Genomic DNA, 14,308 nt, shown 5'->3' with positions numbered 1-14,308 from the left:
TAGCTATATCAGGACGAGACAAGGACGAGACAGTGCTGGCTTAATACTAGTGTAGAGCTAGTGTAGAGCTAGTGTAATGCTAGGTTCACTTGCCTATAACTTACTTATAAGTTGTAAATAAACCCTGGATATCCCATATCAGATAAATACAGGTTATGTATAGGTAACAGGTATTTGATGCCCGTTTTTATACTATCTTAACAAACTGGCAAATTGCGCCAAATCCAAAAGATCGCTTGGCTTTTTCTTTATCACTCTAAATGGACGGAAAATGTATATAACATTATTAGATGTCAAAAATGAGAAGGAATACCCTATAGAAGGTATTACATATCAATATCTTTATTCTGTATTTTTCTTATTAGAATACGAATTTGACTTGTATCTTGAAATTGATAAACCCGTTTCTTTTTCTGGTAGAATGCTGGATCTTTTATATGATCGAATAAAAGAGCAAATGTGTGTGTTGATTAACACGCTTTATAAAGAGCCTTCTAATAAGCTTATGAGTAAGCATCCTGGATGGTTCATTAAGTTTCAGTTCGATGATAAGAAGTTTATTGTAGATTATACTACTTATGCCCCAGGGAAGTTAATGTATATACTAAGTAGTAGGTTAGATTTTATTAATTCGATTAGGATGTCAGGAGAAGAGTTAGTGATAATTGCTAAAAAATAGTTGCTACAGACTGTATATTAAAGTAAATGGTCTGCCATAATTGTCAGGTCATTTATTTTAGTATTACTTGTAATTTAGATCTGGCAAGGAAAGCATCCAGAAGGGTCTTTATCTTTATCAGGGAGGTCGTTAATCTCTTAAAGCCGCTTCATCATCTTGGAATCTTTAAGTATGTTGGCATCATTGGTTTCTCTTGGCCAATGTCAACAGTTGTATCCAGGGTAAATGCCAGTATTCTAACGACATCAATGAAGGTAGTCTCTTATCATGTTCATAGCGACCAATCACAATATGAACGGAGCCTGATTTTATAGGGTTTACCAAAATTATGAAACGTATGCGGTACCATGATCTTGGAAAAGATAAGGATGGGGAGTATATTCGGGTAGATAAATGTGACGACAAAGTTATTGAAAAGGATTATAGGAATAATAAAATTAAGGTCTTAGGGCCTGCGGCAGAAATTGTATGAATGTAACTGAATTTAGAGCCCGGTTATTGGCTATTGCTGGTCTGTATCCCAATGATGATAACTCCTGGATATACGAAATGTATCTTCCCGGTTTAAAAAGTGATAGCATTAAAGAAACGGGAGATTTATTGAATGACCTATTCAATAACTTAGATCTGTCTAATCTGAATATTACAGCAATTAGTTTTTATAATAAGGTTAGTGAAGATGCTAATTTTTATCATATTGGTTTTATTGATACGGGTAAGATTATTATTGATAAAAAAGCAAAGAAGTGTTGTTGTATGAGGATGGAGATCTGCTATTCCATCTGGCAGTGGACCTATTGGCTTATCTTGAAATATTAATTTTACTTTCTGCATATAGCATACAAGGTTATTTTGGCCATGTTTTTACAAAAGAAGAGAAAGAATTAGTATTAATGCAATGTAAAGATGTTTTAAGAATAGAAAAGTATTTTCCATATTATGAAGTGTATTTTTCTTAGGAAGGATTTAACTGGTATAATATAAATGATAAGTGGGCGCCTCAGTACTGTGAATGCCAAAAATGCTTTTTAATAACAGCAACCACAGGTACTATTCAGTCTACGCATTAGTCTGGAACAGCATCGCATTAATTAAACGAAATAGAAATATTCATGAAACTAATTAACAGCAAAGCTGAACAAGACTTCCGGATTGAGCTTATTAAATCTAAGGACTCACTATTTGGTTTTGGCAGTCGGTTGCTACCAGTATTAAAGAAGATTCATCCACAGATGACAACCGCATATATCCTTGATTGGATTCCTGAGCAGGGTGAAGATATATATACAATACTAATTGATGATGCCATTATCACTACTATTGAATTAGAGAAAAATGGTGCTGTTGAGCCTATCATAGAGATAGCAACAGTTGTACAATACCTAGATGGTCTCGCCAGGCGAAATCAAATTCAGCTGGCGGTAGCTCTTGATTTGGTTCGGGATGATATGCTAGGGAAGATGTGAAAACGGTGAGTAAACGCTTGGGATTGCGCCTTAAAGAAAGAATTTGCTGCAAATATTCTTACATAAAAAAGCAATTGCTGTTTCCGGCGAAGGGCTGGATTTATACAAAGATTATCTGCGGGGGCTGGTTGAAGCACAACCATGCCCTCCTTTATATGAGTTGGTAACCATGTTGCTGCATCAACAGGATTATTGGGCCGTTAATTTCGAACCTGAGTACGATGGCGTTGAGGTGATACAGGCCGGAACGATAGGGGATGTGATAGACGGAATTGATTACTCGTTCAAAGTAGTGGAAAGAGGATTTTTCCTGTGGAAAGAAATAAACAATAACTCTTTTTAATACCTTTCTCCATATTTAACAACTCCAATCCTGTCAAATACCATCATTTTTGTAAAATCCAGGTTACTAAGCGTTAGATTATTCTTTTGTAGCGGTTCCCGAATTGTTTGAGCGGCAGTTGCTGTTGGCGTTAGAAATGAATGATGGCGGTCTATCACCAAATAGATTGTTGAATCGGGGAAGTGTTGCGCGATAATTTTGTTAACCTTGTCTTCGTTGTAGTCGTCGCCAACCCCAATGTAACTCCATTCATTTCGGTTGTGCATCACCCATTTAATGCGGCCTGCATAGTGACTACAGGCGATGAATATATTTTTCGTATCCATTTTTGATAACCTGGTTTAAAGATACGGTGCAAAACTGAGATAGAGAGCGTAGATACCGTACTAATGTATGGCCACGCTTCATTTCTGACCTGAAATTGTTAAATTGAGATCATTGAAAGACCACTAAATTGTTAACACAAAAAATTTAACAGCATGCTCCTCCAATCCTTACTCGCAGAATTTGAACAGGAAGTAACCAGCACCCGGAAGATGCTGGAAGCCGTTCCAGAAAAGGACCTCTCTTACAAACCGTCTCCGATTTCCTGGTCCATGGGCGAACTGGCGCAGCATATAGCTACCATTTACTACTGGTATGTAGGCACCTTAACGAAGGATGTGTATGATATGGCTACCGACAAACTGGACCGTGGAAGCCCGGACGATATCAAGGCTACGCTGCAGTTGTTCGAAGACAATGTACAGAAAGCCAGAACAGCTTTACAACAGACAACGGAAGAGGGGCTTAGCAAACAATGGACGATGAAGGTGGGGGAACACACCGCGCTCGGCCCGCTTCCCAGGGCGGTAGTAGTACGCAGTTTTTTATTCAATCACGTTTACCATCATCGCGGGGAAATGGTAATTTATCTGCGTGCTACCGGCAATAAAGTGCCTGGGATGTACGGACCCACCTACGAACAAAGCGTTGGTGCCAAACAGTAGCTATTTGTCTGCGGCCATAATATTTGATGCAGTCGTTGTTTTTATAAACAGCACTGCATCAAAATCTGCACCCGGAATCATGGGCAAAGTCCTTCTGGGTGTCCAGTTGGCATAGATGTTCGTGATATTATTTTTTACACCCGTAAAAGGATTGGGTGTTTTGTGAAAAGGAATGAATAGCATAGGTTGATTTGCTGTTGCGAATATTTCAGCAAACGATTCTTTTTGCATGTCAAAGTCTTTTGCCGCCAATCCATTCTCCGTGATAACAGTCACCGACCCCTTGAAAGTATCAAAACCCAGCACATAAAAGTTATGCTTGAATGCCTGCTGCAGGTAATATCCCATTGCTTTAAATTGAGCCATGGTAGTATCTTTGGCAATATGTACATTGTGTGCCCAGATAATTGTTTTAAGCGGATGTGCTGCCTGATCCGCAATAATATTATCCGCCATAAACTTATCCCGGTTAAACGGATCGCCGGCGTATTCCTCCCTGTCAAAGCCAAACAGGTTGACTTTTTCGGAAGCAGGCTGCCCATCATTGTACCGTTTTATAAACTGGAAAAGGTCATAAATTTCAGTTGTGTTATAAAGCATCATATCTTTCATCAGGGTTTTCAGATCGCCGGTACCATTGATGACGTATTGATTGAGCGGATCGATATAGCTACTGTTGAATTCAAAGCCCAGTCGTTTGTAATTGAGATGAACAACCAGGTATGCTACGATTCTGCGTTTCTGGTTGAAGAACTCTTTGGTACCATGAGAGGCTTCCCCCAGTCCAAATACAACATTGTTTTTTAGCTCGCCGTCAAGGAAGTGAAGGTCTGCGGTAGACGAGGTGGTATCAGCTGCTACCACATAGGCGTTTTCATTGATCCATTGTGTACGGGCATCCTGCGAATATCCTGTGATCACATGCGTCAGCAACAGCGCGCTGACAGTAATCAGTTTTTTACCGGACATCCTTACTGGTTGATTTCTCATTTTGGAAGGGTTTAATGATTCAAGGATAGATGCAGACCTGTGCCGTTTCCATAAAAGTATTTTTTACACTACCCTCCAGGCGCTATACGCGGGTTTACTTTAACTATTCATTTACAAAAAAAAATACGACTTTGGTTGCCGGGTTCCGAAAGAAATGACTGGAATAATCTCACATAATGTACTTTAGCTGTTAAATAAGACCAAAACGGGACGTAGCATACAAAATTGATTTCTACAAAAAATGAAGCTGAATAGAAGAAGAGATTACGCTAATCTAAGCGAAACTGACCTTGCGCAATTGATGGTGGCAGGGGAAGACAACGCTTTTACAGAAATTTATTCCCGGTACTGGGATAAATTACTTGCCATCGCCTTCCAGCTAACCAGGGACCAGGTACAGTCCGAAGAGATTGTACAGGAAGTGTTTGTAAGCCTGTGGGATCGCCGGAAAGAATTCATCATACATTCGCTGAGCGGTTATATGGCTACCGCTGTCAGGTATTCCGTCTTCAAAAGTGTATGCCGCCACCGCCGCCGTGATCAGATTATACGCGAGAATTGTGAGCTGTCCTTTAATATAGAAGAACAGGAAGAAGAAATCTTTGCCCGGTTTCTGAAAGAGTATCTAAGTAAGGTGGTGGAACAACTTCCTGAAAAATGCAGACTGGTATTCCAGTACAGCCGGAACGACGGTATGACCATTCCTGAAATAGCCAACGCTATGAATATCTCCCCGAAAACTGCAGAAGCCCATCTCACAAAAGCTTTAAAGTCAATACGGCTCCACCTGAAAGATTATACACCACTATTAATTAAATGTATGATTTTAATGAACGCAGGAAAGCTTTAAAAAATAACCTGAACCATCCTGTACTATCCTGCACTGTCCTGTTCCATCCTGCCTGTAAATAAGGCGTTCACTTGTTTTTTTAAGAAAATTTTTATTCAGAGTAAGGGTTACGTTTTAGTTGTGGTACATGCATATGCTAAACTAACTTTGTTGTGAAAGATAATACGCTATTATCTCTGATAGAAAAATATTTCCTGGATACCGCTACGCCTCAGGAAACAGATACCTTAATGGAATGGTATCGTCATGAAACAAACCCGGGTGAAAGCCTTACCTGGCCCGGTACAGAAGAACCCGGCGTGATTCGCGACCGCATGCTGATGAATATCAATAAAAGAAGGAAACGTTTATCCCTTTACCATGTTTTTCTTAGTCGTTTAAAATATGCTGCTGCTGTATTGCTGTTACTGGGAGCTGGCATATTGATAAAGTTTTTTTTACTACCCCGTCACCTCCCTGTACAACAAATAGTATGGACCACCCGCTCAGGCCAACGAACCATTTTCACACTTCCTGACAGTTCCAGGGTATGGATGTCGCCTAACACGGAGATCAGGTATGATGACGCTTTTGCGGAGGGTAACAGGGTCGTACAGCTTTCCGGAGAAGCCTTTTTTGAAGTGGCTCCGGATGCGAAAAAACCGTTTCTCGTTCGCACAGGACTGCTAACCACTACCGTGCTTGGTACCAGTTTTAATGTAAATGCATACCCGCGCGATACTATCTCGAAGGTTACTTTACTGACAGGAGCAGTACTGGTAAATGATGGACAACATACCCATACGCTTTTACCGTTACAACAGGCCGTTTATAATAGTAGCAATAATAGTCTTACCAGCCAATCTTATCCGCAGGCAGCGCTGATGCTGCAAAGAAGAATGGGTGAAATAGAATACCAGGGGAGCCATTTAAAGGAAGTAGCGGCGGACCTGGAGCATATTTTTAATATCCGCCTGACTATCAGCGACCACATTCAACACCTGGTTTTTTATGGGAGAATACGTCCCGATGAAGATGTAGATACTTTCCTGGAAAAACTGAAAGTGGTACTAAAAATTAAAATCATCAGACGAAACGACGATTATATCCTGACATCAATTAATTCCTGACTTTTCAATCCCGTTAAAAACAAATCAACCAAATCATAATTCTTATTCATTAACATCTAAATACAGCTACTGTATGACAAAAACGTATGCCTTTCTACGTAAGGGGGGAGTATTGTGCCTGAGAAAATTCCACCTGGTCCGTTTGAAAATATTCTGTGCAAGTGTCCTGGTTACTTTTTTTATGACTGTTACCGCGCAAGGTCCTTTGAACAAGCGCATTTCCATCAACCTGAATAATGAGCCTTTAACTGCCGCTATAAAGGAAATATCGAAGGCTGCGGGCGTCAACTTTACATTTGGTGGTGATGTGGCTGCCAGCAATGTACGTCTGACGGCAAAAGCAGAGAATGAAACCCTGAAAGATTTCCTTAACAGGTCATTCCTGCCCAAACAGCTGACCTATCTTTTGATAAAGGATGAAATCGTGATTTCCCTTTTAAAAGAAGAACCGCCTGTGCGTCAGCAACGCATCCTGACCGGCCGGATCTATGATAATGAGAACAATCTCGCGGGAGCGACCGTTCAGGTAGAAGGAACCAGCCGGGGCGCAGTTACAGACCAGGATGGTAAGTATACACTCCAGATCAATAACGATAACGAAGTGCTCATCTTTACATTTATAGGCTATCTCCAGCAAAAAATGACGGTAGGTAAAAGAACGACCCTGGACGTGAAAATGGGCCCCGATCCAACTAAGGCATTGAATGAAGTACAGATCGTAGCTTTTGGTACGCAAAAGAAAGAAAGTGTGATTGGTGCTATTACCACCATCAATCCCAAAGAACTGAAAGTGCCGTCGAGTAACCTTACTTCTGCACTGGCAGGACGGCTCGCGGGTATTATTGCTTATCAGCGCAGCGGCGAACCCGGTGCAGATAATGCGGATTTCTTTGTACGTGGTATCACTACCTTCGGTAACAATACCCGTCCGCTGATCCTGATAGATGGTATCGAATTAACCACTACCGACCTGGCGCGTTTACAACCCGATGATATCGCCAGCTTTTCTGTGATGAAAGATGCCACCGCCACGGCGCTCTATGGCGCAAGGGGCGCCAATGGCGTTATCCTCGTTACCACGAAGCAGGGAGCTGTGGGAAAGGCGAAGATTTCTCTGCGCCTGGAAAACTCTGTGTCTACGCCCACTAAAAATATAGAACTGGCAGATCCTGTAACGTTTATGAAGCTGCATAACGAAGCAGTGCTTACAAGAGATCCGCTGGGTACATTGCCCTATACGGAAGAGAAAATCGCCAATACCACCGCAGGTAAAAACCCGCTCGTATACCCGGCTAACAACTGGCGGGAGATGTTGTTTAAGAACTATACCATGAACCAGCGTGTAAACCTGAATGTGAGCGGCGGAGGTGGAGTGGCCCGGTATTATGTGGCGGGTTCCTTCAATAAGGATAACGGTATCCTGAAAGTAGATAACCGCAACAATTTCAATAACAACATTGATCTGAAAAACTACTCGCTGCGTGCCAATGTGAACATAAATGTCACCAGTAGCACCGAACTGATTGTCCGGCTCAGTGGCAGCTTCGATGATTATAAAGGCCCTATCGACGGCGGCAGCACCATGTACCGCAAAGTAATGGCAGCCAACCCGGTGTTATTCCCTGCTTATTTTCCGCAAAACGAGAAAACGAAGTTTGTAAGACATATCATGTTCGGAAACTTCGGCGACAACGGCGAATACCTGAACCCCTATGCAGATATGGTGAAAGGGTATAAAGATCAGTCGCGCAGCCAGATGCTCGCGCAATTTGAGCTGAAGCAGGACCTTAGCTTCTTCACAAAAGGGCTGTCGTTCCGTACCATGGTAAATACCAACCGTACTTCCAATTTTGAAGTAAGTCGTAACTACGATCCTTTCTGGTACCGGATCAGCAACTACGATGCGCTGACAGATGAATACAGCGTATCCCGCATCAATCAGAACGGCACAGAATACCTGGGTTACCGGGAAGGCGGTAAAGTGCTGAACTCCACTTTCTACATGGAGTCTATGATGAACTACAACCGGGAGTTTCAGAAACACGGCGTGAGTGGCTTGCTGGTATTTATCACCCGGCAAAGCCTGAACGCCAACGCAGGCGATCTGCAGTTGTCGCTGCCTTATCGTAACGTGGGACTGTCGGGCCGCGCTACTTACGCCTACGATAACCGGTATTTTACCGAATTTAACTTCGGATACAATGGCTCCGAACGTTTCTATAAAACAAACCGCTATGGCTTTTTCCCTTCCGGCGGTGTGGCATGGGCCATTTCCAACGAACGCTTTTTTGATGAGTATAAAAACACGATCACGAATCTGCGTCTCCGGTATTCCTATGGTTTAGTGGGTAATGACCAGATCGGCAGGGCGGAAGACCGTTTCTTCTACCTATCTAACGTAGACATGAACAACGAAGGCCGGGGGGCCACTTTCGGCCGTGATAATACCGAATACAAAAGAGGCGTCTTTATTTCCCGGTATGCCAATGAACAGATTACCTGGGAGAAGGCAACCAAGCAGAACCTCGCATTGGAAGTGAACCTTTGGAGCAAATTGAATTTTATTGCAGAATACTACACGGAATACCGCCGCAATATCCTGATGGACCGCAGTTCTATTCCTACCACGATGGGACTGTCGTCCGGTATCAAAGCCAACCTGGGTGAGGCTTCCGGAAAAGGAGTGGACCTATCGCTCGATTACCGTGAAAGCTGGTCCAAAGACCTCTGGGCATCTGTGCGGGCCAACTTTACGTATGCTACCAGCAAATACCGCGTGTTTGAAGAACCGCAATATGCAGAACCCTGGCGTTACCGTGTAGGTACGCCCCTGAACCAGAACTTCGGATTCATCGCAGAGCGGTTGTTTATCGATGATAAAGATGCGCGGAATTCTCCCCGGCAGGACTTTGGCGCCGAATACGGCGGTGGCGATATCAAATACCTGGATGTAAACGGTGATGGCCGTATTACCAATGCGGACCAGGTGCCACTTGGTTTTCCATTGGTGCCACAGGTGATTTATGGCGCCGGTTTCTCCGCAGGATATAAACAATGGGATATCTCCGCCTTTTTCCAGGGAGCAGCTAATCAGTCGTTCTGGATTGATCCGGTGGCTACAGCGCCTTTCAAACAGGATGGTGGCGTAAGTGGAAAGAATAACACCCAATTGCTGAAAGCCTATGCCGATAGCCACTGGTCGGAGGATAACCAGGATATATATGCGATCTGGCCACGACTGAGCCCTACCGTGAATAATAATAACACGCAGCCGAGTACCTGGTTTATGCGCAACGGATCTTTTGTAAGATTGAAGCAGGTGGAAATCGGTTATTCCTTTTCTGCGAGACTGCAGCGCAGGTTGCACACCAACCAGTTAAGACTCTATGTGAATGGTACCAACTTACTGCTGTTCAGCAAGTTTAAGTTGTGGGATGTAGAAATGGCGGGAAACGGCCTGGGCTACCCGATACAAAGGGTATTTAACATCGGTGCAAACATTGTTTTTAATTAAAAAAGAGGATGTAATGAAGAAAGTCAACTTATATATACAACTCCTTACCTTATTTGTGGTGATCCTGGCAACAAGTGCCTGCCGCAAATACCTGGATGTGGTGCCGGATAATATTGCCACGCTTGAAAATGCTTTTACGATGCGTTCGGAAGCCGAAAAATTTCTCTATACCTGTTACTCTTATATGCCCCGGGATGGAAACCTCGAACAGGACCCGGCTATGTTGGGCGGAGACGAAATGTGGGCGATCAACAACGCCGGGTTTCCTGAGTTCAATCACACGATGTTCGGCATCGCCCGAGGCTTGCAGAACCTGGTCAGCCCCATTGCAGACGATACCTGGAACAATATGTACAAAGGCCTCCGCGATTGCAATATCTTCCTGGAAAATATCAGTAAGGTGCCCGACCTGGAAGATAAGGAAAGGGCACAATGGATCGCAGAGGTGAAGTTTCTCAAGGCCTACTATCATTTTGTACTGCTGAGAATGTATGGCCCGGTACCGTTAGTGAAAGTGAACCTGCCTATTGATGCCAGTCCGGAAGCAGTAAAGGTATCCAGAGATCCGGCTGACTCCTGTTTTGCCTATATCGTATCGCTGCTGGATGAGGCAAAACCCGGATTACCGCCTATCATCAATAATCCGGCAAAAGAACTGGGACGTATTACACAGCCGGTGGCTTATGCCTTAAAAGCCAAGGTATTGGTTACCGCTGCCAGTCCGTTGTTTAATGGTAACAGCGACCAGGCAGGGTTGAAAAACCGCGACGGCAAACTCCTTTTCAACAGTACCATTCAGCCGGAGAAGTGGACAGTGGCAGCTACAGCCTGTAAAGAGGCGATCGACATCTGTGAGCAGTCCGGGATGAAACTCTATAATTACAACCCGGCCTACCAGCAGTATAAATTAACGGATACCAGCAGGGTGCAATTAAGCATCCGTTCTGTTATTACTGAAAAATGGAACAGCGAGGTGATATGGGCCAATACGCAGAGTATTGCAGATGTTATTCAGCGGGTAGCTACACCCAACGTTGATTTCCGTTATGTAGATAACCCCAGGATTGCCTCAGAACTGGCGCCGCCGCTGAAAGTAGTGGAAATGTTTTATACCGATAAAGGTGTTCCGGTGAATGAAGATAAAACATGGAATACAACGGGTGCCATCACCCGGGTATCCACAACCGCAGAACAGTTGTTCATCAGGAACGGCTATACGTCGGGCGCCCTGAACTTCAACCGGGAGCCACGTTTCTATGCCAGTCTTGGTTTTGATGGAGGGGTGTGGTACGGACAGGGATCTTACGACGACAGCAAACCCAATACACTTTATTATGTGTCTGCCAGGAAAGGCCAACCTAACAGTAAAGTACAAACGGACAAAGGATCTGTTACGGGCTATTTTGTCAAGAAACTGGTGCATTTCCAGAATACACAGGGGGCAACCGCCAACGACTATACGATTACTTCCTATCCGTGGCCGGTGATCCGGCTGGCACAGCTGTATCTCTGGTATGCAGAAGCGCTTAACGAGAGCGGAGGACCGGATGCGCAGGTATATGATTATGTAAATAAGATCAGGACCAGAGCAGGTATTCCTACCGTGCAGCAGGCATGGGGCAACTACGCAAAGAACGCCGCTAAGTTTACCACGAAGGATGGCATGCGTGATATTATTCAACAGGAAACGATGATAGAGTTTGCATTTGAGGGGCAGCGGTTCTGGGATCTGCGTCGCTGGAAACGTGCGCTGAATGAGTTCCGCCGCGCTATTGAAGGATGGGATATTGAGCAATCCGACCCGGTATACTACTATCGGAAAAAGGTCATTTTTAACCAGTTGTTTACTGTTAAAGATTATTTCTGGCCTATCCGGGAAGAGAACCTGGTGGTTAACCGCAACCTGGTACAGAATGTAGGCTGGTGATTCATTGTTCATTACTTTAATCAGATAACTCATGAAAATATTATTACCGATTCTGGCAGGAATCATTTTACTCACAGGAAGCAGCGGTTGTAAAGAAGAAGCGCGGCTGGATCATTTCAATGGTGCACTGGATGCGCCGGCGCAGGTTACCAACGTACAGGTGACCAGTACGCCCGGTGGTGCTTTTCTCACCTATGATATCCCTAAAGATCCGAAGCTGTCTTATGTGAAGGCAGTGTATGAAATCCAGGAAGGCGTAAAAGAAGCCAAAGCCTCCATATACACAGATACGCTGACGCTGGCTGGCTATGGCGATACCAGCCTGCACGAAGTGAAAATATACAGCGTAGGCAGAAATGAGAAGATGTCGCAGCCGGTGGTGGTGAAATTGAAACCGAAGGTGGCGCCTGTGTATACCTCTTTTGATTCGTTAAAACTGGATGCCGCTTTCGGTGGTGTGAAGATCCGTTTTCAAAACCCGCTGGCGGCTAACCTGGCAGTGGTATTAATGGCAGATACCCTGAATAATGGTGTGTGGATACCATTGAACACTTTTTACACAAAAGCGCCGGCAGGCGTATTTTCTTATCGCGGGCTTCCGGCGAAGAATATGAAGTTTGCCGTTTACTTAAGAGATAGATGGAATAATAAATCTGAAATGCTGGTTAGATCGTTAACCCCGTTATTCGAAGAAAAAGTACCGAAGCCTTTCAAGGCACTGATACTTCCCTCTGACGAAACCATTCCGGTGGAAGCAGGTTACCCCATGGAACGGATGTGGGACGATAAGGTGGACCAGGGCATCTTTGCCACCAGGCATAATTCTGCCACGCCTCAATGGTTTACGATCGATCTGGGAACAAAGATTGTGATCAGCCGCATGAAAATGCATCAGCGTGGAGAAAGCTATACCTATACCGGCTCCAATGTAAAAGCTTTTGAATTGTGGGGTAGCAACGAGCCGGATGCAGATGGGAGCTGGTCGAAATGGACCCTGCTGGGCTCATTTAAATCTTACAAACCATCCGGTTTGCCATTAGGCAAAACCACGGCAGAGGATTTTGATTACGGACATACGAAAGGGGAAGATTTTGATATGCCTGATATTCCCAAGGCATATCGCTACTACCGGTTTAAGACACTGGCCACCTATGGCGGTGGTCCGCAGATCACCATTGCAGAATTGTCTTTCTGGGGACAGATTAAATAATTCAAAAAAGATATTCCGATGAAATATTTATCCTACATCACCTTCATCTTCGTGGCTGTTTTTCTGTGCCTGCCGGCCTGTAAGAAGATGGACTTTAATTATAAGAAGTATATAGATCAAACCAATAGCTATTATCCCGGGAAGCCCGTCAATGTAAAGTTTCATCCGGGAAAGAACAGGGCTATGATTTCCTGGAACCGGGGAACAGATCCTAAAGTGGTGAAGGCCCGGATTTACTGGAACAACTTTACGGATTCCGTAGAGGTATTGCTGGATCCGAAGCAGGATAGCGTGGCACATATTTTTACCGGGTTGTCAGAAATGGTGTATACGTATACCCTCTGTGCTATGGATGAAGAAGGACATAAGTCGGTGCCCATTGAATTAAGCGGCGCTGTTTACGGCGACCGGTACCAGGGTACGCTATTAAGTCGCCCGATGCTGGCAGCGGTGATTTCAGCGGATAAAAAACTGCGGATGGTATGGGGGAGTGCAGATACCACCAACGGCGCTGTAGGTACACAGGTAAAGTACACCGATGCAGCCGGCAAAACTATCGTGAAACGCTATCCTGCAAAAAAAGATACCAGTGTCGCGGAAGACGTAAGATCCTCCGCCGGATTTGAATACCGCACGCTGTACCTGCCCGATTCGCTGGCGATCGATACCTTTTATACAGCATATGAAAAGGTAAACAGTGAGCAGATGCAGGTAGACAGATCCACCTGGATCGCAACGGCAGACAGCTATGAGTTATATGGCCAGCTGCCGAGCGGCCATCCCAGAATGGTGCTGGATGGCAATGTGGATACTTACTGGCATACCAATCACTCGCAATCACCGGTAACAGGTTATCCGCATTGGCTGGCCTTTGATATGACCGCCAAAGTGAAGGTACAGAAGATAGTGCTGCAGTCGAGGGCTGCTTATTTCAAAGAGGATTTTACAAATTTCAAGATGCAGTCGAGCAACGATGGCATTACCTGGGCAGATGAAGGCAGCTTTGTGTTGGCGGAAACCCCCGATCCGCAGTTCTTTATATTACCCAATGCGCCGGTAACGCGTTATATACGTATTTACCAGTTGGGCAATGCCACTGGTTCACCGCATTCACACCTGGCCGAATTTTCCATATACGGCAGTTACGTTGAATAACGCATTGATCATTTATTTGAATAAAGACAGGGCCATAAAAGGCCCTGTCTTCCAAAGACCATATAGCGATTTAAAG

13 protein-coding genes are annotated in these 14,308 nt (G+C 44.3%); 11 read left to right on the top strand and 2 right to left on the bottom strand.

Annotated features, from left to right (window positions below; translation table 11 throughout):
* The first annotated feature begins 271 nt into the window (after nt 1–271).
* The 4 genes from BMW79_RS22540 to BMW79_RS22525 all read left to right on the top strand — a co-directional run bounded on the left by BMW79_RS22540 (nt 272) and on the right by BMW79_RS22525 (nt 2,488).
* A complete protein-coding gene (locus BMW79_RS22540; RefSeq protein WP_089898325.1) occupies nt 272–679 on the top strand; it encodes a hypothetical protein in 408 nt (135 codons plus the stop codon).
* A gap of 468 nt (nt 680–1,147) precedes the next feature.
* The gene (locus tag BMW79_RS22535; protein ID WP_089898324.1) at nt 1,148–1,498 is read left to right on the top strand and encodes a hypothetical protein; all 351 of its coding nucleotides are present in this window, start codon (nt 1,148–1,150) and stop codon (nt 1,496–1,498) included.
* 293 nt (nt 1,499–1,791) lie between these two features.
* Entirely contained in the window at nt 1,792–2,145 is a 354-nt protein-coding gene (locus tag BMW79_RS22530) for a hypothetical protein (protein WP_089898321.1), read from the top strand.
* A 43-nt stretch (nt 2,146–2,188) separates the two neighbouring features.
* Entirely contained in the window at nt 2,189–2,488 is a 300-nt protein-coding gene (locus BMW79_RS22525) for a hypothetical protein (RefSeq protein WP_089898319.1), read from the top strand.
* Here BMW79_RS22525 and BMW79_RS22520 read toward each other — a convergent pair.
* Entirely contained in the window at nt 2,485–2,814 is a 330-nt protein-coding gene (locus BMW79_RS22520) for a hypothetical protein (protein WP_089898317.1), read from the bottom strand. The two genes, BMW79_RS22525 and BMW79_RS22520, sit on opposite strands and share 4 nt — an antisense overlap.
* 153 nt (nt 2,815–2,967) lie before the next feature.
* Here BMW79_RS22520 and BMW79_RS22515 point away from each other — a divergent pair, with 153 nt between their 5' ends.
* The gene (locus BMW79_RS22515) at nt 2,968–3,477 is read left to right on the top strand and encodes a DinB family protein (RefSeq protein WP_089898315.1); all 510 of its coding nucleotides are present in this window, start codon (nt 2,968–2,970) and stop codon (nt 3,475–3,477) included.
* Here BMW79_RS22515 and BMW79_RS22510 read toward each other — a convergent pair whose 3' ends face one another.
* Nucleotides 3,478–4,467 (bottom strand): erythromycin esterase family protein, encoded by a 990-nt coding sequence (locus BMW79_RS22510; protein WP_089898313.1) that lies wholly within the window; start codon nt 4,465–4,467, stop codon nt 3,478–3,480.
* 241 nt (nt 4,468–4,708) lie between these two features.
* Here BMW79_RS22510 and BMW79_RS22505 point away from each other — a divergent pair, with 241 nt between their 5' ends.
* From BMW79_RS22505 to BMW79_RS22480, 6 genes are all read left to right on the top strand, one after another.
* A complete protein-coding gene (locus tag BMW79_RS22505; RefSeq protein WP_089898311.1) occupies nt 4,709–5,317 on the top strand; it encodes an RNA polymerase sigma-70 factor in 609 nt (202 codons plus the stop codon).
* Nucleotides 5,318–5,469: 152 nt separating this feature from the next.
* The gene (locus BMW79_RS22500; protein ID WP_089898310.1) at nt 5,470–6,426 is read left to right on the top strand and encodes a FecR family protein; all 957 of its coding nucleotides are present in this window, start codon (nt 5,470–5,472) and stop codon (nt 6,424–6,426) included.
* A gap of 73 nt (nt 6,427–6,499) precedes the next feature.
* Nucleotides 6,500–9,940: a SusC/RagA family TonB-linked outer membrane protein gene (locus BMW79_RS22495; RefSeq protein ID WP_245752636.1), complete on the top strand. Its 3,441-nt coding sequence runs from the start codon at nt 6,500–6,502 to the stop codon at nt 9,938–9,940.
* Between the two features lie 13 nt (nt 9,941–9,953).
* Nucleotides 9,954–11,867, top strand: coding sequence for a RagB/SusD family nutrient uptake outer membrane protein (locus BMW79_RS22490; RefSeq protein ID WP_089898306.1), 1,914 nt, complete (start codon nt 9,954–9,956; stop codon nt 11,865–11,867).
* A 31-nt stretch (nt 11,868–11,898) separates the two neighbouring features.
* A complete protein-coding gene (locus BMW79_RS22485; RefSeq protein ID WP_089898304.1) occupies nt 11,899–13,077 on the top strand; it encodes a DUF5000 domain-containing lipoprotein in 1,179 nt (392 codons plus the stop codon).
* Nucleotides 13,078–13,095: 18 nt separating this feature from the next.
* Nucleotides 13,096–14,232 carry a DUF4998 domain-containing protein gene (locus BMW79_RS22480; protein ID WP_089898302.1) on the top strand — a complete coding sequence of 379 codons (1,137 nt, stop codon included), beginning with the start codon at nt 13,096–13,098 and terminating at the stop codon, nt 14,230–14,232.
* The last annotated feature ends 76 nt before the right edge of the window (nt 14,233–14,308 follow it).

The organism is Chitinophaga arvensicola (genome assembly GCF_900110835.1).
GTDB classification, from domain to species: Bacteria; Bacteroidota; Bacteroidia; order Chitinophagales; family Chitinophagaceae; genus Chitinophaga; species Chitinophaga arvensicola.
The sequence above is the reverse complement of the archived record's forward strand: the minus strand, read 5'-3'. Positions and strand labels throughout refer to the sequence as shown.